Source organism: Mesorhizobium sp. WSM4816, assembly GCF_055811535.1.
In genome coordinates this window covers 26,042-47,236 of sequence record NZ_JBVVQR010000027.1, presented here as the reverse complement: position 1 = coordinate 47,236, position 21,195 = coordinate 26,042, and the positions used below count along the sequence as shown (strand labels likewise).

Here is a 21,195-nt window from a genome sequence, read left to right as displayed (position 1 = left end):
TCGGGCGACGGCACGCGGCAAGGATTGTGCAAAGAGGCCGGCACAGGAAAGGCGCAAGACATGTCGCTCAAGGGAAAGACGCTGTTCATCTCCGGCGGGTCGCGCGGCATCGGGCTGGCAATCGCGCTGCGCGCCGCGCGCGACGGCGCCAATGTGACCATCGCGGCCAAGACCGCCGAGCCCCACCCGAAGCTGCCGGGCACGATCTATACGGCGGCTGAGGAGATCGAGCGGGCCGGCGGCAAGGCATTGCCGATGCTGTGCGACATACGCGAGGAGGGGCAGGTGGCCGAGGCGGTCGCCAGAACCGTCGAAAAATTCGGCGGCATCGACATCTGCATCAACAATGCCAGCGCCATCCAACTCACCGGCACGCTGGAAACCGACATGAAGCGCTACGACCTGATGCACCAGATCAACACACGCGGCACGTTCCTGGTTTCCAAAATGTGCATTCCGCACCTGAAGTTGGCCGACAATCCTCACATCTTGAATCTGGCGCCACCACTCGACATGAAGGCCAAATGGTTCAAGAACCATGTCGCCTATACGATGGCCAAATTCGGCATGTCGATGTGCACGCTGGGCATGAGCGCGGAGTTCGCCAGGGACGGCATCGCCGTCAATTCGCTGTGGCCGATCTCGACGATCGATACGGCAGCGGTGCGCAATCTTCTGGGCGGGGCGACGGTGGCGGCGATGAGCCGTTCGCCCGATATCATGGCCGATGCCGCGCATGCGATCCTGCTCAGGCCGTCGCGCGAAGCGACCGGCAATTTCTACATTGACGAGGAGGTGCTGCGCGCCGAGGGCGTCAGCGATTTTTCGATCTATGCGCCTGACGCGACAGGTCCGCTTGCCGGCGATTTCTTCGTGCCGGACGAGGTGTTTGCGAATTCGAAAACCAACGTGAAAAATATCTACTGACTGGCACCGGCATAGCCCTCGTTTCCCAACCGAAGCAGGAAACAAAAACCCCGCCGGCGAGGGGGTACCGGCGGGGCTCATGTGTCCCGCTGGAGTCGGGACAGGGCAGGGAAGCCCTAGCCAGAATCTGGGGTGGACGACCTCGCGATTCAATGCCTGGTTAAATCGCGACGTACATTCTCCTTCAACCTCGGCTGATTGCCGGAAATTGCCCAACCCGGATAAACCGGGGTGGGCAATGTCTTCCCGCATAGAATCCAGAAACCAGTTCAGGTTTCTGAAACTGCGAGTTAATTCGCGCTGGCGACCGGCGCAACCAGCGAGGTGATGCGGCGGATGGCGACGCGACGGTTCTCGCGCTCCGGCTCCGATGTATCGACCTTGAGATACTCCTCGCCATAGCCCTGTGTCGTCAGGTTCTCCGGCGGGATGCTGAAGGCATTGCTCAGGGCTTCGGCGACCGCCTCCGCGCGACGGTCGGACAAAGCGAGGTTCGCCTCCGGCTTGCCGACGGCATCGGTATGGCCTTCGATCAGGAAGGTTTCCGCCGGGTTCTTTTCCAGCAGCTTCTCCATGGCGCTGGCCACGCCTTCCAGTTTCTGCACCTCGGTTTCGGGGATCGAGGCTGAACCGAATTCGAAGTTCAGCGTGTCGAGGTCGATACGGCGGGCGATGTCGCGCACGCGGGCCGAGCGCTTGACCTCGTCGATCGAGTAGAGGCGCTGCACCCTCTCCACCGGCGGCTGTTCAAGGAAGGCATAGTAGTCGTCCGGATCCTCGACCTCCTCGGAATCCAGAATGTACTCCTCGCGAGGAATGTCGATCCGAATCGGCGGCAGGTCGTCGCCTGGATCGCGCCAGTCGCCATCGTCCTCATAGTGCCGCTCGTCGACATAGCTCAGCACATATTCGCGTCCGTCGGGCGCGATGCGTGAACGCTGGACGACATCACCGTAGCGGTTGCGGATGGTGACGATCTGGATACCATTGTCACGCTCGACGATTTCCCGGGTGCGATTGCTCGACAACTCCTCATAGTAGACGTTCCGCGCGCCACGCCGCATGCGCGGCGCATCGTCGCTTTCCACGATCGTCTGGTTGTTGAACTGGAGGATAACACGGTCGCCGAGTTCCCTGACGACGTCGACCCCGCGCGGGCGTTCACGACGGCGGCGAACGTTTTCCTCGTCGGGCGCACGCTCAACGCGTCTGCCCTTTTCCTCCGTCGCCCGAACCATCCTCTCAAGCTTGATCGCCTGCTGGGCCGCCCTGTCATCGGTGGGCGGCGGTCCCTGATCGACCGGAGCCGGCCTCGGGGCTTCCGCCTGTTCGCCGTTCTGCTGCGTCGGCTGTCCACCCGCGTCCTGGCCGCTGGTTTCTTGCGCGTTGTCCCTGCCGCCCCTGCGCTTGCGCACGGCATCCTTCTGGCTGTCGAACACGGGAGCCTCGCCTTGGGCCGGACCTTCCCCTTCGGCGGGCGCGGCCTGCTCGCGCTCGGCGGGCTGCTCGCCGGTTGAGGGCTGCTCGCCTGTCACCGGCTGTTCGTCGATAGGCTTCTTGCGACGGTCCTTAGCCTGATCTCGGGGCTTTTCGCCCTCGGCGGGAGCCGTTTGCTGGTCGGTCGGAAGCGGCTCGTCCTGCTCGCCGGCTTCCTTCCTGGCTGGCTGTTCGGATGGTGCGGCTTCGATCTGTTGATCCTGCTCCCGCTTCTTCCTGCGCGGCGTGGCCTGCTCGTTGTCATTTGCAGGTGCGGCCTCTTCGCCAGGCGCGGCCTGCTCGGCGGGCTTTTCGGCAGGTGCTGCCTCCTGCTGCTGCTCCCGCTCCCGCTTCTTTCTGCGCGGTTCGGGCTGTTCGTCGCTGGCAGGCGCGGCCTGCTCGGCGGGCTTTTCGGCAGGTGCTGCTTCCTTCTGCTGCTCCCGCTCCCGCTTCTTTCTGCGCGGTTCGGGCTGTTCGTCGCTGGCAGGTGCGGCCTGCTCGGCGGGTCGTTCGGCCGGTGCGGCTTCCTCCTGCTGTTGCCGGTCACGTTTCTTTCTGCGTGGCTCGGGCTGTTCATCGCTGGCCGGTGCGGCTTGCTCGGCCTCCTGCTGTTGCTGCTCGCGCTTCTTTCTGCGCGGCTCGGGCTGTTCGTCGCTGGCAGGTGCGGCCTGCTCGGCCTCTTGCTGTTGCTGCTCGCGCTTCTTCCTGCGCTGACCGCCCTGCTGCTCCTCGCCGGAAGGCGCGGCCTGTTCCTCGCGCTTCTTGCGAGGCTTCTGCTCCGGATCCGCCTGCGGTGCGCAGCCTTCCGCCGACTCGCCTTCGGGGCAATTCGATTGCACGGGGATCAACGGCGTGGCGGTACTCTGCGGTGGGTCGAACGCGGCGCTGCCCTGCAACGGGAATGCGCCCAACGGCGCGGACGCCATCAGCAGGCCAAGTGCCGTGCCTGCCAGAATCCGTGGTTGGCGTTTCATTAAAAATCCTCCTTTGGCGTCCCATCCCGGCCCAAACTGTTCATCAACCGGATTGGTTCCGGTTAGCGGGCATTAACGGCTACGAAGGGCAATTGGCCGGCGTTTTGAAGGCGACTTCGTGTTATTCCTATGGTGCCGGCCTATGGGGCTGGCCGGGCCTGCGTCTGTTGCGGTGCTTGACCTTCACCCGGCCAGGGGCCACATCCCGTCGATGGAAACGCCGTTCTGGAAAACCAAGACGCTCGAGGCGATGACCCCGGCCGAGTGGGAATCGCTTTGCGACGGCTGCGGCAAATGCTGCCTGTCGAAACTCGAGGACGAAGACACCGGCGCGATTTACTGGACGAGCGTCGGCTGCCGGCTGTTCGACGCCGAAACCTGTCGCTGTTCCGATTATGCCAACCGGTTGGCGCGCGTCCCGGACTGCGTCGGTCTGACGCCGCAGAATGTGCGCACCATCAGTTGGCTGCCCAAAACCTGCGCCTACCGGCTGGTCGCCGAGGGCCACGATCTCTACTGGTGGCACAGGCTGGTGTCAGGCAGTGCCGAGACGGTGCATGAGGCCGGCATCTCCATGCGGGGCCGGGTCAGCGCCAGCGAGACCGATCTTGCCGAGCCCGACGAATATTTCGAGCACATGCTGGACGACGAGCCTTAGCGACGGGCCTTCAGGACCCGGAACCGGCTGCCCGACACCGCGTTTTCTATCCAATGGTTCAGAACCGACCGGATTGTTCAGAACCGGAAGCCGAGAAGACTGCGCAATTGCTTGTTGCTACATGAACCAGAAATGAACGGCCGGTTCGTAGAAAGTTCAGATACGCAAGCGCATTCTCCTCGCCATCGGTAAGACACATTGGTTCGATCAAAGGCGGGCGGAAGCCCTGAACAAGGAGAGAAGACATGTTCAACACGATCAAGACGGCGGCCCTTTCGGCGCTTATCGGCCTCGGCACGCTTGCCGCCATCCCCGCCACAGCCCATGCAGACAGCATCTACCTCGGCTTCGGCAACGATGACGATCCGCGCGTCGGCGTCTATTCCGGCGATGATTACTACCGCGAACGCCGCCGCGAACGCGACTGGCGCCGGTCCTGCTCGCCAAACCGTGCTCTCGGCAAGGCAGAGCGCATGGGTCTGCGCCGTGCCCGTATCATCGACGTCGGCCGCCGCACCGTGAAAGTAGCGGGCCGCCAGTATGGCGACCGCGTCGTGGTCGTGTTCGCCAATGAGCGCGGCTGCCCGGTCCTCTACCGGTAAGCGTTCGCACGTTGCCTACCGGCACGGCCTGCCTGGCAGTATGACCTTCTGCGAAGGTCAGCTTTAGGGACATGACCTTCTGCGAAGGTCGGACTGGAGACACGACCTTCGCAGAAGGTCGGTCTGGAGTAGAGCCCCTGAGATAGAAGGGTGCGGCTCGAAAAAACCCCGGAGGACCAGTCCTCGGGGGTTTTTTAATGCAGCAAAGTCAATGTTGCCGGTTACCCGCGCTTCAGCGGGCGGTCACTTCAACTCGAAAGTGACTGTGACCTGCACCGTGTAGGAATTCTCGCCAGCCTGCACCGGAACCGATTCGCGGGCCGCATCAAAGGCCTTGGCGGTCATCGGTATCGGCGGCGGCGCGACGTTCTGGTCGGTGATTTCCAGCACCCGCCCGATGCTGACGCCGGCGGCTTCGGCCAGCGTCCTGGCCTTGGCCATTGCGTCGGCGACCGCCTTCTTGCGGGCTTCGGTGACAGTTGCCGTTGGATCCTCGTTGGAGAACGAGATGCCGCCGCCCTGGTTGACGCCGAGCGATACCGCCTTGTCGAGAATCTCGCCTGTCTTGTCGATGTCGCGGATCCGCACCGAAAGCGTGTTGGTCACCTGGTAGGCGATGAGTTCGGCTTCCTGGCTGCCGTCCGGCTTGTTGGTATAATTGTAGCGCGGGCTGATCTGGATGCCGGCTGTCTGCAGGTCGCGCTCCTTGATGCCGGCCGACTTCATTGCGGCGATCACCGAGGCCATGGCGTCGTTGTTGGCATCGAGCGCGGCACGCGCGGTCTTGGCCTCGCGCATGACGCTGAGCGTCAGCAGCGCCAGATCGGGGGCCGCGGTCGCTTCGCCTTCGCCAGTGACGACGATGCGGGCCGGCGGCGGCGAATCGGCCGCGCCGGCCATCGCCGGAAAAGCGATTGCGGCGGCGAGCGCCAAGGGCAAAAGATGTCTGGTCATAAAAATCTCCTCGGTCTGCGATCCAGTCGCGCTTGTCGACTACCGCATCGGCATAAAAATCGGAATCGATTTTCGGAAAGCTCGATGCCTAGATTCAAAGCGGTAGAGCGTATTTTGTATTTTGCGCGTCTAAGTGGACGCACCTCGCTCTAATGTCTGAATATGGGCTGATTTGGACGATTTCGGCCAGCCCATCCGGAAAGCCTTGTGCGGTTCGGGGAAAAACATTAATCCAGCCGCGTGTGGGGCCTGTAGCTCAATGGTTAGAGCCGGCGGCTCATAACCGCTTGGTTGGGGGTTCGAGTCCCTCCGGGCCCACCATAACCTTTGATTCCATTGATAAAAAGTGGCCTCGGCCCAAAACGTTTTGGGCCCATTATGGGCCCAAGGTAAGGCCGTGGCCCCGGTTTGTTCCGACTCGATTTGGTTATTTGACAATGCGGAGGTTTGTCCGCCGCTTCATGGCGTCGCGTTTGGCCTCGCGCTCGTTGATGGCACGAGCAATATCCACCGCGATCCGCTTCTTATTGGCCTCGCGGACATACTCATCCGTCACGGCCATTGAGGAATGGCCCATCGCCTCCATGATGGCCCGCGCTTGGATGTTGCATTCAGCGAGGTAGGTGCCGAAGGTGCGGCGCAGGCCATGGAGCGTGTAGCCGCTAGGAATTCCCGCCTGCCGCGTCCAGTGCTGCATCATGCCGGTCAGGCTCTTTTCCGAGAATGACCTGCCATAGGCGTTCTTTAAGACAGTGCCGCCTTTCGAGCGATCGAGCGGGTCCAAGGCCGCTGCTAGTTTGTCTACGACTGGAATGAACATCTCCCGCCCGCCATGGCGGTTGCGGTTCTTCTTCTGGCGGAAATCAAAGGCCTCGATTAGCACCAGCGAGCCGTCGAACAGTTCGATCTCTTCCGTTAAAAGATCGTCCCACTCAAGAGCAGCGATATCGCCGCGCCGATTTCCAAGCCAGAAGCCGAGTGCATAGCAGGTGCGTGCGGCTGTGCCGATTGGGTGTCGCTCCTCGAACCTTTCGCGCATCGCAATTGGCCAAGCTGGGTTCTTGGTCGATTTGGGCACCCGCACACGGACAGATAGCGATGGATCATCCTGCGGCTTGATCCACTTTTCGACATCGGTCGCGACCCATAGAAGCTTCTTGATGGCGACCAACATGTGTTTGGCGACTGCGCGGTTTGTCCTGAAGATGCCTTCAATGATGGCGCGAAGCCGATCCGCGTCGAGGTGTTCGACAGGAGTATCGCGCCAGGTGAGTGGGTAGTTGGGATCGACCCGCAGGTTGAGAAAACGCTCAATCAGTCGCGCATTCTTCTGCTGAGTGGCTTCATCAAAATCCAGCCACTCCATTGTCGTTTCAAGCCGGCGCGCGGCATGGCCAAAGGTTTTTGGCAGTGCTCGACCGGGCAAATCGATGATAACTGCCTTCTTGCCTTGACCCTGCGTGGCCTTCTCGTAAGCCGCCTCGAACTCGGGATCCCCGGGCTTACCGGGAAGGCGGATTTCGGGCATGCCTTTTGCGCGGTAGCGATAGATTAGTTTGCCGTTCTTGAGGCGCGAAGATACCCCAGGGTGACTGGCGTCCTTAAAAGGCCGAGCCATCAAATGCTCCTTTCAGTGCGGGACCCTTTGAGATTTGCCCGTAGCGAAAGGGCTTTGCTTTCAATGGCAACCCGCAGGAGCACCGGGTAAGGAAAGCCTCTTCCTTGCTCTATACCTTCAAAGGTGCGCTTCGGTATTCCCAGCACCTTGGCCGCGGCTTCGGCAGTGAACCCTTCCTTGGCCCGCCATGCTTTCACGTCTTGGGCAAGTTTCTCATTCTCGTTCACGTCATGCCCTTCCGCACGGGTTATCATCGTACTACGCCGGCAGCTTATACGCAACGAGCGTAGTTGCTATCTTTTTTCTACGTCCCGTTTGCTTCGTTCCAACATCTCTTGAAGGCCGCTATCTTTGTCAGGCAATGAGGTGAAAGCGATATCCAGGGCCACACGATCCCAGACAGCGCGGCTGTTGATGCGCTTGGGCTTCGGCATGCGCCCATCGGCAACCATCTCGTCGAAAAGCGTCGATCCGACACCGATGTAACGAGCTGCTTCCTCACGAGATAGCCCTCGTGGGGCATACGAAATTGCGTCACTCTTCATGGACGCTGCCTCGGCTGATATTCCGGTCGTGTTGGTCTCAAGCACAAAGCCACATCCTATTTGCCATTTCGTAGCGAGGAGATCATGTTGGGCCAAAATAAGAAGAGGCCTGCTCAAGCGGAAGCGACCTGACTAGTTCGTTCGGCGTAAAATGGCAGCAACGTGTGAACGGGGGCATTCCGGCAGGAGAGCAATCCGTGGGCAAGTCGGCGGACGGCTTTTCGCTGAGCTGGCGACCAGCGAGCCACTACTCAGACGTCGCGTTCGGGGCCGAAGAACGAACCCGCTGCGCGGGAGGGCGCCTGGCGGTTGAGGTAGAGATCAGGAACCGGTCGTCGCGCCTGCATTGAGCGTTGTTCGGCGGCGGCAGAGCATGACGGGCTTCTTCAACACGGAGCCTGACCATGACCCATCCTGTTTTCGAAGCTCCGATCAGCCCGCTGCGCCAGCGGCTGATCGACGATATAACCCTGCGCCGGTTCGGCAAGGAGACGCAGCGCAACTATCTCCGCGATGTCGGAAGGTTCGCCAGCTTCCTCGGCCGATCACGGCCGACGACCTACGACGATTCCGGGTTGAACAGCAGGAGGACGGCGTTCCCGTTCCGACGATGAACAGCATCGTGTCGGCGCTGCGCTTCTTCTTCACCCATACGCTCGACCGCCCGGATCTGGCGCGCAGGCTCGTCCGACTGGCGCACCCGCGCAAGCTACCCGTGGTCCTAAGCCGAGCCGAGGTCGCCCGGCTTCTCAACGCCACCACCTGCCTCAAGCATCAGGCCGCGCTGATTCCGACGCCTGTCCGGATTGGCGGATGGGTCGCCGCGGCGGCGGATTTTGACGGGACCAACGACAAGTTGACAATCCATGATCTTTTAGGGTCGACCAGTGTTAGCGGGGCGATCGGCGGAACAGCCGGTGCGGCGCCTTCCGATCAATACCTATCGGATCGGGTATTTTTCCGCCTCGATTGAGCGTTTCGTTGGTCAATTGGCCGACTATATGGACATGCCATACTTGCAGACCGAAGCCCGACTGACCGCGCTTAGACTGCACATGCGGGCACGGGCGACAAAACTGGCGGGCTGATCGACGTCGAGCCTGGCAGCCCTTAAAGCGCCTATTGAATGATCTTTCCGTAGCCTTCTGGATTTTTCATCGGAGCGGTGTCAGATTTTTTCAAGGCATTATCGAAACGCACCGCTTGTTTCCGCTCTACGGATTTGACAAGAAGCTCTGATTGAAGGTCAACAAGGCTGACGTCGCCCTTGATTACAGCAAAAATGCGAACGAAAACATAGGTGAGTAGCAGACCGATAACTGCGGACACGCCCTGCTCCACGCGAGGCAACGCGCTAGCGGGAATGGATGCGATCGAGGAGGTCAAAGCGGTATAGATCGACTTGCCAAAAACCAGCGATCCCATCGCCAGAAACACGACGCCAATGAGTGCGCGTAGAGCCCGAATGGAGTGCTTTATGGCCGCAGCTACCTGGCGGACCTCGGCAAGTTCAAACTGATCTGGATTACTAAACGGCAAGCCTCTTGCCAGTCGGACAAGGACCCCTGCGGCGATTACCGACAACGCGGTCAGCAGAGAAGGCTTCGCCGCTTCCCAAAAGGCCACAGACCCAAGCTCCGCCGCAGCTATTGCGCCGGCAACAGGAATGATAATGTGGCTCCAACCTATTTTCATAACCTAAGATATGGCGATTATCCGACGATCTTTCCATCATGTAGGAAACGCCTATGGACTTCGAGCATCTGTGACAGTGCGTGTTCAAGATCAAGAAGGCCGCTGGTATCAGACATCTTTCGCACCGTCATGTCAGCAGAGAGACGTGCATCGTCGCCTTTGATTTCCCCGTCGCGTCCGCGTACTCTCAACTCGCCGTCAGGCGCGTTTCGCAATCCCGCCGCTATATTGCCCATAAACTCCTTACCGAATTTTCTTTTGGTGGCACGGTAGCCGATATTGACGGTGACTTCCAACGAAGCATCCGGAGGCATGGACTCTATCAACTTTTGAGCCTCAACCGGACCTAGGAGATCCTCGATAATTTTTCTGGCTTTTCCCCACCCTGCCGCGATCTTGTCGCCCAGGCTCTCATGCGTTTCAAATTCAACAACCTTTCCGGGCACAGCAACAGGTGGCAATGTGGGCCGCACGGTCTCGGGCACAAGACCGCCGATTTCGACTGACTTTACATCTCCGAGGTCTCCGCCAACCTGGTCTCGATCAAACTCAGCCTGCAATTCCACATACTGGTCGGTTGATATGACGCCTGACTGATCGCGAAGCAGCCAAGTCAAATATTCTTCCATCGACTTTGCCTGCAGCGAGGTATGCTGAATCTGGTAGAAATGGTCGCCTATCGCCAACCAATAGGCGATGCCATGAAGATATTCGTGGCCGGCCGGCGCCTTCGATTCTGCGATGGCCCAGGCTCTCATCACTTCATCGAGCGTCGGATGAGTAGGGTCGGCTGAAAGTTGAAGCAGCGCCTGCATTTGACCCGGTGAGAAAAGGCAAATGTCACCGAAGACATATTCGTCAGTTTCAAAAAAGTCGTTCAGGAAACGTTGAGCGCCCTCGGATTTTGGCACGTTGGCGATTCGATGATTGACCCTATCGCCAATCCGGGAAGCACCTTTGGTGGTATTGAGAGCCTGCCGGATCTTCACACTCAAGGTCTCTGTCGGAAACTGCGCGTTGTCACGGCGCAGCTTTCGGTAGTGAATTTTGCATCTTTTCGCAGACATCTTCGCCCCCCCGATTCGAAACAATGTGGCTCGGATAAGATCACAAACTTGGAAATTGGGCCATGCCCAACAAAAACCTGCTATCTGGGAAAGAACCGCCAAAGCAGGATTCCGTTCACTATGGATCTGGTCAGCCCCTCCCAGGATTTTGCAAACTTAGCCTTACTTATTTGGTCAGAACGGGGATTGGCGGTAATCGGTCAAGCCCTGGTTGTGCTTTCACTGTTCATCTTGGCGGCCGATATCCGACGAGTTCACGCTGACATTCACAACGTCAAGGCCGGCGGCATCCAGTCCAGCGAAAAGCGACTTCGTGAGCGAATGGCAGATAAGCAGATTGAGATGGTGAAGCTTATTGACGCCGCGAGAGGCAGAGCCCTGCCGCCAGTGACACATGAGCAATTGCAAGGGGAGGTCAGGGAGATCATTCTCTGGCACCAAATCCAGCTTGATCTTACTGATGCGGTTCGTACATATAATTCGTTGGATGCGAAGATATCGACCGGCAAATCAAGCCGAGCCGTCGCTAAAGCGACGGGAATCGCCATCGCAGGGATTGCGATTCAGGTGACATCCCTTTTCGTAGGCTGAGCAAAGTTGTGGATCTATGCTCCACGTAGGTGCCATAGCGGTACCACACCGGCCTAAAGAATACGTGGTACCAACTGCCAATCGCCAAATCGCATTGATTTTGTTTGGATTATTGGTGCCGCTTAGGTGACTCGAACACTTGACCCCATCATTACGAACTTTATGGCCAGGGTACACAACGGTACGCTACAGTGCGAAAAATGCCTATTATACAGATAGTTATTGACATGAGCATACGATGGATTATCCTTCCATAACCGACGAAACGCTTTTTTTTGGAGACATTTTGGAGACACTGGCCTGTCTTCAGAATTTTGTCTCCAGGAGAAAATGGCATGCCGACCACCAAACTGACAAAGAGGGCCGTCGACTCATTCGCCCCGGCGTCCGACAAGCAGATCGTCTACTGGGATAGCGAAATTCGCGGGTTTGGCGTCCGTGTCCTGAAATCGGGCCTCAGGACGTTCATCCTGCAGTACCGCAATTCCGAGGGGATCAAGCGCCGCATTAATCTCGGCCGCTCTGGCATCGTGACCGTCGAGCAGGCACGCGATTTGGCCAAGATCAAGGTCGGGTTGGTCGTGGCCGGTGAGGATCCCGCTGACCAAGCACGCCAAGCCCGGAGGGGCATGACGGTAGCAGAGATGTGCGACTGGTATCTTACAGAAGCGCGTACCGGAAACATCCTCGGCCGAAAGAACCGACCAATCAAGGCGTCGTCGCTGAACATGGACGAAAGCTGCATCAGGACCCACATCAAGCCTCTCCTCGGAAAGCGCGTGGTCCGCCATCTGACGATCGCAGATGTGGAGCAGATGCAGGCCGACGTCAGGAACGGAAAGACCGCGAAGCCGCGCCCCGAGGGGCGTGGTGGCAAGACCTCTGGCGGTGCCGGCGTCGCAGGCCGGTGCGTGGGCACGCTTCAAGCCGTCATCGGCCATGCCAAGCACAAGGGACTTCTCGCCGAGCACCCGACGAAGGGAGCGAAAAAGCTTAAGAGCAAGAAGAAGGACCGCCGTTTGGGCGTCGCGGAAATCGAAGCGCTCGGCACGGCTATCGCCTATGCTGAACGTAACGGCGAAAACCCAACCGCTCTCGGTGTCGTGCGCCTACTCCTGTTGACTGGCTTTCGGCGTGAAGAAGCGCAAGCCATGCACCGCATATGGGTTCATCCGGAAGGGGGCTACGTGGCCTTCCCGGACACCAAGGGTGATGCGCAACTCCGTGCACTCGGTCCGGCGGCGATCCGCGTCATCGAAGCTCAGCCCTGCGTCATCGGCAATCCGCATGTGTTTCCGTCCGCGGGGGCGGACGGGCCCTTTACGGCCGTCAGGTCATGCCTGGATCGCGTCTGCAGGCTCGCCGGCATCAGCGGAGTGACGCCGCACACTCTCCGGCACACCTTCGGCAGCGTTGCAGGTGATCTCGGTTTCTCGGAGTTGACCATCCGCGCCATGCTTGGCCACGCATCGCAAAACGTTACGCAGGATTACGTCCACATCGATGAAGCGCTAAAGCTCGCCGTGCGGATGACATCGGACGAGATTGAAAAGTTGCTCGCCAAGGGCGCCAACAAGCTCGCGACCATTCCTCTGGCCGCTCTGGCCGGCGCAGCATCGACGAGGATGATGTCGTAGACACCGTCGGTTTCCAGTATTGCTCGGGAAAATTCGCCTTGGCGCTTGCGATAAAGAAGCGTCGCGCTGCCGCCCAGGTCTGCTCGAAGTTGCTTGAACCAACGCCGGCTGCTTTCGACGCAGGTGACCGACCCGGAGTGGCGCGCCCAGTAATAGGTGGAAGCGCCGCCGCCGTACTCGAAAACACAGGTGTTCGACAGGTCGAGTTGAAAAAGGAAGTCGATCGCCGGCCGCGACAACCACGGCATCCGCCGGCAAGCCTTCCTCCGCGATCTCTACACCTGTCAGCGTTGCCAGTGCATCGTGATCGAAGGCGATGGGCATCATCCGCAAGCCGCAGTCGCGCACCACAAGATGAAGCATGGCGGCGATCCGAATTTGTTCTTCGACCTGGACAACGTCGAGACGGTCTGCAAGCGCGACCACGACACGTTGATCCAGAAGGAAGAAGCGCGGGGTTATGTCATCGGCTCTGACATCAATGGTCGGCCGATCGATCCCGATCACCCTTGGAACAGCAACCGCGCCTAAATCGACGATCGACGCTTAGCACCTGGGCCGAGAACCCGCAGTTCGAACGATCATTGAGTGAAGCTCTGCCGTCTCCTTGCCGCCGCGGTCATCCGAAAGATGTTCGTTGGCGTAGTCCGCAAGGAACTTCTTTACGAAATTCGCATCCTCTCTGCTGATTACGACGCCGCTTTGCCGATTGTCGCATTGCTTCAAAAACTCATCAGCCAGCCCTGTCTTTCGTATCTCATCAACGATCTCAAACACGGAACGCGCGCTAAGAAACTTCAGCGCGACCTCGACTTTCCGAATTTTGACTTTGGTTCGAGTCATGCCTCCCTCCACACGAAAGCGGTTGTCAGAAACGTTGCAAATCTTGCCCAAATGTCCGCAGATCATCACGCTGTCGCAGATAATTAAGCTCTTCCACCGCGCGCTGCTCTGCAATAGTGACGCCGTCGGGCGTCTTCTTAGATGGTAGGACGAAGACGATCGACAAAGTGTGTATGTCACTGCGACTTACGTCAGCGACACCATCTACTCCAGCCAGTTGCCAGCGCTTATCTAAGGGCGTAAATTTTGCGACGGCTGCGACGTCTGCGCTGAGTGTCGTGGTAAATTTTAGTGTTACAGAATATTCTGCCTGCGAGGCGCTTCCGGGTGGCGCTGCGAGATTCGCTGATTGATTGTAATCGAAAAATTTGGTGACGACAGGCTCAAGTCCAATCTTCCCTGTTATGGGATACGTAAAATTGGACGGAGGAAGTCCATATTCGCCACAATATCTGTTGCTAGTGCTCGGGTTAGTGGCAATCTTCTCAAATGTATCGATTGATCTTGACTTCTCGACATTGTTACGGCTTAGCTTTTTGCTCGCTCCTGCGCCAATGCCTAATGTTCCTCTTGAAAATGTATTCAAAACATCCAACCCGCCTCCAATGTTATTATTCTCCGTAGCGTCAAACGTAAACTCTGTACCTATTACCGTATCGGCGTATATTGAGAAAATCTCCTCTGTTTCCTTGCCTAAAGTTCTGTAGTCAAATCCCACAAAATCACTGTCCTTCGTAAACCGGTCTGTGGCATCGGGGTGTCGTCTTAAGATCGCTCGTCTCGCCACATCCCTGACGGCATCACGAAGCTCGCATCGAACCCGCTTTACAACTTCATAGGTATCAACGCGTGCTACATCCTTGATGTCCGGGCGGATTGCGCATGCGCAAAGAAGCGCGGGAATGCACACGACTTTCGCGAAAACCAGCTTCACCACTGTGCCCCTTGCCCCCAACATTTGGCGATTACACTGATTTTTAATTTTTTGTTTAAGGTAGAATAACCTTTCGCACCTTTGTCAACTACTTGCGTTTGGAATCGACAGGGATATTTTATTAGGTGGGGTGCTGTATATGGTCTTTCGGCAGACCGGACGGGGGGAGGTGACCTGAGACCCTGAACTTCATCCAGATTTGGGTAGAGTCCGTCGATCACGGAGGCGGACGATGCGCCCCTCGCGGTTCACGGAAGAACAGATAATCGGGATGCTGAACGAGCAGGAGGCCGGTGCGAAGACGGCGGATGTTTGCCGCAAGCACGGCATCTCGGCAGCGACGTTCTGCAAGTTCAAGGCCAAGTATGGCGGGATGGACGTGTCCGACGCCCGCCGGCCGAAGGCTCTGGAAGACGAGAACGCTCGGCTCAAGAAGATGCCGGCCCGCGGCTCTGATGGAGGCGAAGCCGCAGCATCTCGACCTCCGCCGCCGGGTGCTGCACATCCCATGTCCGAAGGGCGGCGCGGATCGTGCCTTCGACATTCCGCTGTCGCGCCAAATGATCCAGTGCCTTCTCCGGGTGATCCGGTTTGCCCGGCACTGCCATCCCTCTTCAGGCCAATGACTGGCTGTTCCCTGCGGATAGCGACAGCCGGCACCTAGCCGAACAGAAGGAACACCGGGACACCCTAGCGAAGTGGGGAAATGATTTGCGGCAGACGTTCCGGACCTTGGCAACGCCGGCTGGTGTTTCGGAGTTCGATGCGCGGTTGCTGATGAACCATGCCATTCCAGGCGTCAACGCAGGTTACCTTTCTCGTCATAAGCTCCTCGAGGATCACCTGCGCGCGCAGCAACAGGCAATCAGCAGCACGATATTTGGGGCCTTAGGCAACATAATCGCCAAGGAGGCCGCCATTCGTTCCTGGATCGGCCCGCGCGCTACACAACAGGCAATTGAGGCCGGCAAACGTGACGGTACTGGGCAGGCCTTGCGCACGTCGGCCTAGACAAGGAATTGTCCTAGCTTGGCTGTCGCGGCCGCGGCAAAAATCGAGCGCACCTACGATTCAAGAGGCCTGCCGGCAGGCCCATATGGTGAGATATGGCGAAGCGGGTGGGTGAGAAGCATAGCCCACCGTGGGCTGAAATATCGACCCAGGTGGGTCTCGCAACCTAGCCACCAAATAGCATAACGGAAGTAGGGCTATTCGGTAGCAGCGGAAGCACGGTAGAAGGGTCGGCTAGAAATATCGCCTGCCTCAAGCTGCCCGACCCATTGCGCCAGCACGGCAGTCGCCCTTATTTCTCGGGTCAAGCAACCAACTCGAGTATTCCGATGACCACACCATCCACTACAGTCGTTCCCTTTCCCGCCCCGGTGGAAGAAACCCCGTCCGGCAATTTCGAGAAGATCTGGGGCAAGAAAGTCAAGCTGCACGGCTATGCTGCCGTCCCGAGCATCATGGTCCGTGCACAGCGCCGCCTAGGTATCAACACCACCCAGTTCTGCATTCTGGTGCAGCTGATTGAGTACCTGCGCATCCCCGGCCGCGACCCCTTCCCGACCAAACAACAATTGGCCGACCGGATCGGCATCAAGGCTTCCACGGTCAAGGCCAACATGCAGACCCTGGAGAAGGCAGGGTTCATCAAGCGGGAGCAGCATAAGACCAGCCAAGGTGACTGGGGCGCTAACACCTATGTCCTCGATGGACTCATTGCCAAGGTCCAGGCTCTTGAACCGGACTTCGCCAAGGAGCGTGAGGAGAGGGAGGAGGCCAGGAAGAAGGCCGAGACCCCTAGGGGCAAGCGCACCAAAGCAAAGGGGTAGGCCAGGGCTTACCCCTACGCCTACCCCCAGAAAAGAGTCACCCCGGCCGCATGCCTAGGGCAGAGACGGTACCGGGGTTTACAGTTGCAATATAACCAAGGGTGGGGAGGAATCAACCCCAGAGTGACACCCCAGAGTGACTATGGACAAGCAGCCACCCCTATACCCCTCTCTGGAGGACACCCTTTCCGCAGACAGGTTCGGCACATACTTGGGTTGGGCCGGTGGCGACCGCAATAGGGCCATAGAGCTCTATACCCTCAACGCTGCCCTGTGTGAGAGCCTCTATACCCCCTTGCATATGCTTGAGGTCGCTCTGCGTAACCGCATCCATCAGGTAATGGCGGCTACCCATGGCGATACCTGGTATGACCTTCAGGCCTACCAAGCAAACCCGGTGCAGGCGGAGATGCTCGCCAAGGCACGCCAAGACATTGAGGATGCCAAGAAGGAGGAGACCCCCGGCCGCGTCGTGGCCGCCTTGACCTTCGGCTATTGGACTGCCTTGCTCGGCAAGGAATACGAGGACCTCTGGCAACAGACCCTGAAAGACATTGCCCGGCGTGAAGATGGCAAAGGCCTGACCCGCAAGGCATTCTCCAAGCCGCTCGCCCCGATCCGCACCTTGCGCAACCGGATCGCGCATCATGAGCCTATACTCTACTGGTCACTGCCCAAGCATTACGAGGCTATCCTGCAACTGACCACATGGCTGTCGCCGATGGCCGCTGAGTGGTGCCGCGATTGTTCGCGGTTCACTCAGCTTTATCCCCAAGACGGCGTCGCACTCTACAAGCCCGAAGCAGCGGCATGACATGCAGTTCAAACCCCGCACCCTGAAAGAGCTCGGTAACCTCATCTGCGGCAACTTCGAGGCGCCGGAGTCGGTGTTCGTCTATCGCAGCAGCAGCGCCCTTACGGAGTTCTTCGAGGATTGCGATACCGACTATGTCCATGACGGTTCGACCCGCATGTACTGGGTTGCCGATAGACTTCGCGACATCCTAGAGGGTCCGGTGAGAGGCGCAAACATGGTGCCTATGACCTTCTTGGCCGTCATCGCGAGGTTGATGGACCAGGAGGATGCCCGCAACGAGGCCGCCGATCGTCCAAAGGCGCTTTCCATGCTGAACGATGCACTGCGTCGAGAAGGCTTCGAAGCGTTCTACGCTGAGGATCGCAAATGCTATCTCAGGCATCTAGGAACAAAGACAGTTTTGGCGCTCGATGCCAATCCGCATCGGCCGATGTCGAAGGAGGAGCTCGATCGGCGCGCCCTGCTCGAGGCCTATCTCGATCGCTGCTCGGAAGACGAGCTGATTGAGGAGGTGCTGCTGCCGTTGTTCCGCCAGATCGGATTCTTGCGTATTTCGCCTGCCGGACACGCCGACAAGGCGCTTGAATATGGCAAAGACGTCTGGATGAAGTACCGGCTGCCGACGATGCATTGGCTGTATTTCGGCATCCAGGCAAAGCGTGGCAAGCTTGACGCTGCCGGGATGGGAAAAGGCAGCAACGTCAATATCGGCGAGATCTACAACCAGGTTACCATGATGCTGGGCCACGCCATCTTTGATCCGGAGGTTAATCGCAAAGTCCTGGTCGACCATGCGTTTATCGTCGCTGGCGGCGATATCACCAAGGCCGCGCGCAACTGGCTGGCGGAAAAGCTCAATGCGACGCAACGCAGCCAGATCATGTTCATCGAGCGGAAGGACATCCTCGACCTCTACATCGTCAATCGCGTCGCCTTGCCGGCGAAGGCAACGCCCGAGCCACAGCGTCAGCATGACAATGAGATACCGTTCTAAGTGGCGCTCCGCGGATGGACCCGTTCATCTGCGCACTTTGGCGCATAGCGGCCTTTTGATCGCACGAACCTGGCCGCGCAAATGAGAGATTCTCTGTCCAGAGAGCATCACACTTAAAGTGGCGCTCGACGGTGTCGAAGGGTATTGATTTAACTTCACGAGAGTTCAGATGACCGATTTTTTCATTAGCTACACAGGAGCCGACCAACGTTGGGCGGAGTGGATCGCATACGTCATCGAGGAGGAGGGTCGCAGTGTCGTCATTCAAGCTTGGGATTTTCGCCCCGGTGCCAACTTTGTCCTCGAGATGCAAAAGGCCTCCGAGACCGCTTCGAGAACAATCATGGTCCTGTCTCCGGACTATTTGAAGTCGCAGTTCGCGTCACCCGAATGGGCGGCAGCGTTTGGCGGAGATCCTCGCGGAGTGTCTCGCAAACTGGTGCCCGTGATGGTTCGATCGTGCGAGCCAAAGGGTCTATTGACCTCCATCGTTCAGATCCGCGTTGCCGACCTTGATGAGAGGGCAGCCCGCATAACGCTATTGGATGGCTTGCGGGAGGGCCGTGCAAAACCTTCTATGCGCCCTTCGTTTCCTGCCTTCACCAATCACGTGGATCACAAACAGTTCCCCGGCCCAAGCGGAGATCAGACCCCAATACGAGCGTCGCGTCCGGCGTCGTTTACAAAGCTCAAGGTCGCGCCGACCGACATCGATAAGCGACGGTTCCTCCGACAGGGCTTCGAGACCATCCAGAACCTGTTTGAAGATGGCGCAAAAGAGATTGCAGCAAGCGAGCCACGCATTCACATAGAGATCGAAATGCGAACCAATGCCGACCTCCGCGCGGAAGTTTTCGTCGATGGCAAAAGTGTCTCGCGTTGCCGCGTGTGGATTGGCGGCATGCATTCCAATGACACCATTTGCTACGCTGAGGGGCAGCATTTTTCCGATAATAGCTGCAACGAGATCATACACTTGGCTGAGACGGATGAGCTGCATTTCGTTGCCACCATGGCGATGGGTTTCTCAAATTTCGAAAGGGCGAACAACATCAAGCAGATGGATGCCGATACGATGGCGAACTATCTTTGGAGCCGCTTCATCGACCGGCTGCAGCATGTCCGCTAGTGCCGGTTCGGATATCTCAGTGGAGCTAGACCTTCAGCAGAAAAGTTGCGAGCGGCTCTGCGCCCTTGCGCTCGCGTGAAGCCGCGTTTTCCCAAATGCTCCAGGCGAGCACAGGCGCTGCAGTGTTGTAGTCGTATTGGTCGATCGCGCTTTTCCGAAGATCAAAGCTCAACGCCGAACTGTGCCAGTCCTCCCTCCGGGGTGCGAATGTGATCATGGTGCCACTCGGTGTTATGTGCACAACGCCAGGCGTTTCCGAGAACTCTCGATTTCCTACCCATGTCTGAGGACCGAAATTCGGCTCAAGTAACCAATCTTTGCCGAAGGAGATGCACTTCCCGCCGCTGTTTAGCTGCATGTGGAACGCGTACAAATCCGCTTTGAATCCGCTGACAATCCCGAGGATGACTCGATTGTTTTCGTTGGCAAGGACGATTCCAATATAAGGATCGCCGCCAAGGCGGATTGAGATTAGTTCGCCGGCCTCAGCCTGGTTGATGTGTTTTGTGGACGCATTAGTGGTGAGATGCATACCCGCTCTTATCTTACAGTTGCATCCCTCGCCACCTCTCGGCTGCAAGTTCGGCCGTTGAAATTGAGCAAGCGGTGTGTGTCGCGGCGGCGGACCGTGGCTCGACAAACCGAAATTGTGCGGTGGCTGGCATTCGAATCCGCCAAATAAGATTGCTGCTGTGCCAACTCTAGGAAGCGTTGAGAATAAGCCTCGGTTTTCCAGGGGCCTCTACGTTTTGTGTGCCTTTGGGCCGAACGGATTACCTATATTATCAGCGACGGGATCGCTTCGCACGAGGATGGAAATGGCTGGAGAAAAGGATGGGGACATCTGGAAATCGTTCTGCACCGCTCTTGGCGCGGCATACCGCGAACACAAGGAAATTCAAGGCAGCAGTGGCCTTAAACACGCCGTCCAGGCCATAGCGGTAGATGACAAGGACAAGCGGCTCATCTTGGTATCGGCTGAACCGAATCCGCGCGTGGCAGCTCTGATGCGCGTTGATGTCCAGGTGACGATGCCCGATGTCCGCGTGCTAGTTGCCCGGCCATTAGCGGTTGACCTAGCGCATACTGCCCGTACCGTTTTCGGAAACGGGAACGGCGAGTTGGACATAGCCAACGTCGTAACCGCGTTGAGCATGCTTGCCATGGGTGACGCAGGTACGGAGACGCTAAAGCAAACCTATGGCCCGGCCTTGGCGCCTTTTCTGCATGCCATGGGCCGGAGCAACTTGCCGATCCTCTCTCACATTATGAACGGCATTCAGCAAGCCGCATCGATTGACTGGATGAGGCTGAGGGACATGCCGGCCACGGAAGAGACCGATGGGCTAATTCGCTTCGGACAATTCTTCTTCGAGCAGCTTCAGCATCTCGACAATTTGGCCGAAGACCGCGAGCAGGGAATTTGCCCGATCCCGATCTACGAGCTGAGTGATGCAGATTGGGAGATGTTTTTGCAGGGCAAGAGAATTGAGGATGTACAGGAGCGCTTGCGAGCGCTCGGCGTCTATCAATACTTTTTCCCGCCAAAGGACACGCTGACGCTCGGTCTTATCGATCGCGGAATGAACACCCCCGAGATGGTTGCGCGCGGCTTAGAGCTTGCTGAGCGAGATGGTCACCAGCTGTCACAGAACGCCATCATTCCCGACGTTGCGGAAATCCCCGATATTATGGAAGAGCTTCGCGCGAAAGGTTTGACATTAGAGGCCGAGTTCGAAAGCGAAAACCTGACTTCTGATGGTCGAAAGGTGCGCAGTACATTGCGCGTCCGGCCGGCGGAGGGCTTGCTGGAGAAGATTTCAAAGGTCTTCAGCGTCAAATTGGATATGAGCCTGAAAGACCTCCTGAAATAGCTACTGGCGCAGCGAGGCTCGACGC

General features: G+C 58.2%; 24 protein-coding genes, 1 tRNA gene and 1 pseudogene. 16 read left to right on the top strand and 10 right to left on the bottom strand.

Annotated elements, in window-relative coordinates:
- Positions 1-60 precede the first annotated feature (60 nt).
- On the top strand, positions 61-927 hold the full coding sequence (locus AC0L3H_RS23960; RefSeq protein ID WP_473587108.1) for an SDR family oxidoreductase: 867 nt from the start codon (positions 61-63) through the stop codon (positions 925-927).
- A 290-nt stretch (positions 928-1,217) separates the two neighbouring features.
- Here AC0L3H_RS23960 and AC0L3H_RS23955 read toward each other — a convergent pair whose 3' ends face one another.
- A complete protein-coding gene (locus AC0L3H_RS23955; protein WP_473587107.1) occupies positions 1,218-3,377 on the bottom strand; it encodes an OmpA family protein in 2,160 nt (719 codons plus the stop codon).
- A gap of 211 nt (positions 3,378-3,588) precedes the next feature.
- Between AC0L3H_RS23955 and AC0L3H_RS23950 the strand changes: the two genes are divergently transcribed.
- The gene (locus AC0L3H_RS23950) at positions 3,589-4,035 is read left to right on the top strand and encodes a YcgN family cysteine cluster protein (RefSeq protein ID WP_473587122.1); all 447 of its coding nucleotides are present in this window, start codon (positions 3,589-3,591) and stop codon (positions 4,033-4,035) included.
- 245 nt (positions 4,036-4,280) lie between these two features.
- The gene (locus tag AC0L3H_RS23945) at positions 4,281-4,637 is read left to right on the top strand and encodes a hypothetical protein (RefSeq protein WP_473587106.1); all 357 of its coding nucleotides are present in this window, start codon (positions 4,281-4,283) and stop codon (positions 4,635-4,637) included.
- A gap of 243 nt (positions 4,638-4,880) precedes the next feature.
- Here AC0L3H_RS23945 and AC0L3H_RS23940 read toward each other — a convergent pair whose 3' ends face one another.
- Complete coding sequence (locus tag AC0L3H_RS23940; RefSeq protein ID WP_473494849.1) at positions 4,881-5,591, bottom strand: SIMPL domain-containing protein; 711 nt, start codon at positions 5,589-5,591, stop codon at positions 4,881-4,883.
- Between the two features lie 245 nt (positions 5,592-5,836).
- Here AC0L3H_RS23940 and AC0L3H_RS23935 point away from each other — a divergent pair.
- Positions 5,837-5,912: transfer RNA gene (locus tag AC0L3H_RS23935), tRNA-Ile, on the top strand.
- Between the two features lie 106 nt (positions 5,913-6,018).
- Here the strand turns inward: AC0L3H_RS23935 and AC0L3H_RS23930 are convergent.
- The 3 genes from AC0L3H_RS23930 to AC0L3H_RS23920 all read right to left on the bottom strand — a co-directional run bounded on the left by AC0L3H_RS23930 (position 6,019) and on the right by AC0L3H_RS23920 (position 7,754).
- Positions 6,019-7,209 carry a site-specific integrase gene (locus tag AC0L3H_RS23930; RefSeq protein WP_473587105.1) on the bottom strand — a complete coding sequence of 397 codons (1,191 nt, stop codon included), beginning with the start codon at positions 7,207-7,209 and terminating at the stop codon, positions 6,019-6,021.
- Positions 7,209-7,436: a helix-turn-helix domain-containing protein gene (locus AC0L3H_RS23925; protein ID WP_473587104.1), complete on the bottom strand. Its 228-nt coding sequence runs from the start codon at positions 7,434-7,436 to the stop codon at positions 7,209-7,211. The genes AC0L3H_RS23930 and AC0L3H_RS23925 overlap by 1 nt, the downstream gene beginning before the upstream one ends.
- Positions 7,437-7,502: 66 nt before the next feature.
- Positions 7,503-7,754, bottom strand: a complete 252-nt coding sequence (locus AC0L3H_RS23920; RefSeq protein ID WP_473587103.1) for a helix-turn-helix transcriptional regulator — start codon at positions 7,752-7,754, stop codon at positions 7,503-7,505.
- A gap of 404 nt (positions 7,755-8,158) precedes the next feature.
- On the opposite strand from AC0L3H_RS23920, the gene AC0L3H_RS23915 reads away from it, so the two are divergent.
- Both AC0L3H_RS23915 and AC0L3H_RS23910 read left to right on the top strand, forming a co-directional pair.
- On the top strand, positions 8,159-8,368 hold the full coding sequence (locus tag AC0L3H_RS23915) for a hypothetical protein (protein WP_473587102.1): 210 nt from the start codon (positions 8,159-8,161) through the stop codon (positions 8,366-8,368).
- Entirely contained in the window at positions 8,365-8,727 is a 363-nt protein-coding gene (locus AC0L3H_RS23910) for a hypothetical protein (protein WP_473587101.1), read from the top strand. The genes AC0L3H_RS23915 and AC0L3H_RS23910 overlap by 4 nt, the downstream gene beginning before the upstream one ends.
- A 146-nt stretch (positions 8,728-8,873) precedes the next feature.
- On the opposite strand, the gene AC0L3H_RS23905 is transcribed toward AC0L3H_RS23910, so the two are convergent.
- Positions 8,874-9,380 (bottom strand): hypothetical protein, encoded by a 507-nt coding sequence (locus AC0L3H_RS23905; RefSeq protein ID WP_473587100.1) that lies wholly within the window; start codon positions 9,378-9,380, stop codon positions 8,874-8,876.
- A gap of 86 nt (positions 9,381-9,466) precedes the next feature.
- Positions 9,467-10,516, bottom strand: coding sequence for a hypothetical protein (locus AC0L3H_RS23900; RefSeq protein WP_473587099.1), 1,050 nt, complete (start codon positions 10,514-10,516; stop codon positions 9,467-9,469).
- A gap of 120 nt (positions 10,517-10,636) precedes the next feature.
- On the opposite strand from AC0L3H_RS23900, the gene AC0L3H_RS23895 reads away from it, so the two are divergent.
- The 3 genes from AC0L3H_RS23895 (at position 10,637) to AC0L3H_RS23885 (ending at position 13,275) form a co-directional block, all read left to right on the top strand.
- Complete coding sequence (locus tag AC0L3H_RS23895) at positions 10,637-11,107, top strand: hypothetical protein (protein WP_473587098.1); 471 nt, start codon at positions 10,637-10,639, stop codon at positions 11,105-11,107.
- Positions 11,108-11,442: 335 nt separating this feature from the next.
- Positions 11,443-12,744, top strand: coding sequence for a tyrosine-type recombinase/integrase (locus AC0L3H_RS23890; RefSeq protein ID WP_473587097.1), 1,302 nt, complete (start codon positions 11,443-11,445; stop codon positions 12,742-12,744).
- Between the two features lie 303 nt (positions 12,745-13,047).
- Entirely contained in the window at positions 13,048-13,275 is a 228-nt protein-coding gene (locus tag AC0L3H_RS23885; RefSeq protein WP_473587096.1) for a hypothetical protein, read from the top strand.
- A gap of 15 nt (positions 13,276-13,290) precedes the next feature.
- Here AC0L3H_RS23885 and AC0L3H_RS23880 read toward each other — a convergent pair whose 3' ends face one another.
- Entirely contained in the window at positions 13,291-13,587 is a 297-nt protein-coding gene (locus tag AC0L3H_RS23880; RefSeq protein ID WP_473587095.1) for a hypothetical protein, read from the bottom strand.
- A 25-nt stretch (positions 13,588-13,612) separates the two neighbouring features.
- The gene (locus AC0L3H_RS23875) at positions 13,613-14,521 is read right to left on the bottom strand and encodes a hypothetical protein (RefSeq protein ID WP_473587094.1); all 909 of its coding nucleotides are present in this window, start codon (positions 14,519-14,521) and stop codon (positions 13,613-13,615) included.
- 232 nt (positions 14,522-14,753) lie between these two features.
- Here AC0L3H_RS23875 and AC0L3H_RS23870 point away from each other — a divergent pair.
- From AC0L3H_RS23870 to AC0L3H_RS23845, 6 genes and pseudogenes are all read left to right on the top strand, one after another.
- Positions 14,754-14,966 (top strand): annotated as a pseudogene (locus tag AC0L3H_RS23870) (transposase); the annotation flags it as partial.
- 146 nt (positions 14,967-15,112) lie between these two features.
- Complete coding sequence (locus AC0L3H_RS23865; RefSeq protein WP_473587123.1) at positions 15,113-15,532, top strand: site-specific integrase; 420 nt, start codon at positions 15,113-15,115, stop codon at positions 15,530-15,532.
- A 329-nt stretch (positions 15,533-15,861) separates the two neighbouring features.
- Positions 15,862-16,356, top strand: coding sequence for a helix-turn-helix domain-containing protein (locus AC0L3H_RS23860; RefSeq protein ID WP_473587093.1), 495 nt, complete (start codon positions 15,862-15,864; stop codon positions 16,354-16,356).
- A gap of 142 nt (positions 16,357-16,498) precedes the next feature.
- Positions 16,499-17,170, top strand: a complete 672-nt coding sequence (locus AC0L3H_RS23855) for an Abi family protein (RefSeq protein ID WP_473587092.1) — start codon at positions 16,499-16,501, stop codon at positions 17,168-17,170.
- Between the two features lies 1 nt (position 17,171).
- Positions 17,172-18,167: a hypothetical protein gene (locus AC0L3H_RS23850; RefSeq protein ID WP_473587091.1), complete on the top strand. Its 996-nt coding sequence runs from the start codon at positions 17,172-17,174 to the stop codon at positions 18,165-18,167.
- 169 nt (positions 18,168-18,336) lie between these two features.
- A complete protein-coding gene (locus tag AC0L3H_RS23845) occupies positions 18,337-19,296 on the top strand; it encodes a toll/interleukin-1 receptor domain-containing protein (RefSeq protein WP_473587090.1) in 960 nt (319 codons plus the stop codon).
- 25 nt (positions 19,297-19,321) lie between these two features.
- Here the strand turns inward: AC0L3H_RS23845 and AC0L3H_RS23840 are convergent, their stop codons facing one another.
- The gene (locus AC0L3H_RS23840; RefSeq protein ID WP_473587089.1) at positions 19,322-19,828 is read right to left on the bottom strand and encodes a hypothetical protein; all 507 of its coding nucleotides are present in this window, start codon (positions 19,826-19,828) and stop codon (positions 19,322-19,324) included.
- Positions 19,829-20,114: 286 nt separating this feature from the next.
- On the opposite strand from AC0L3H_RS23840, the gene AC0L3H_RS23835 reads away from it, so the two are divergent.
- Entirely contained in the window at positions 20,115-21,170 is a 1,056-nt protein-coding gene (locus tag AC0L3H_RS23835) for a hypothetical protein (RefSeq protein ID WP_473587088.1), read from the top strand.
- Positions 21,171-21,195: the final 25 nt, after the last annotated feature.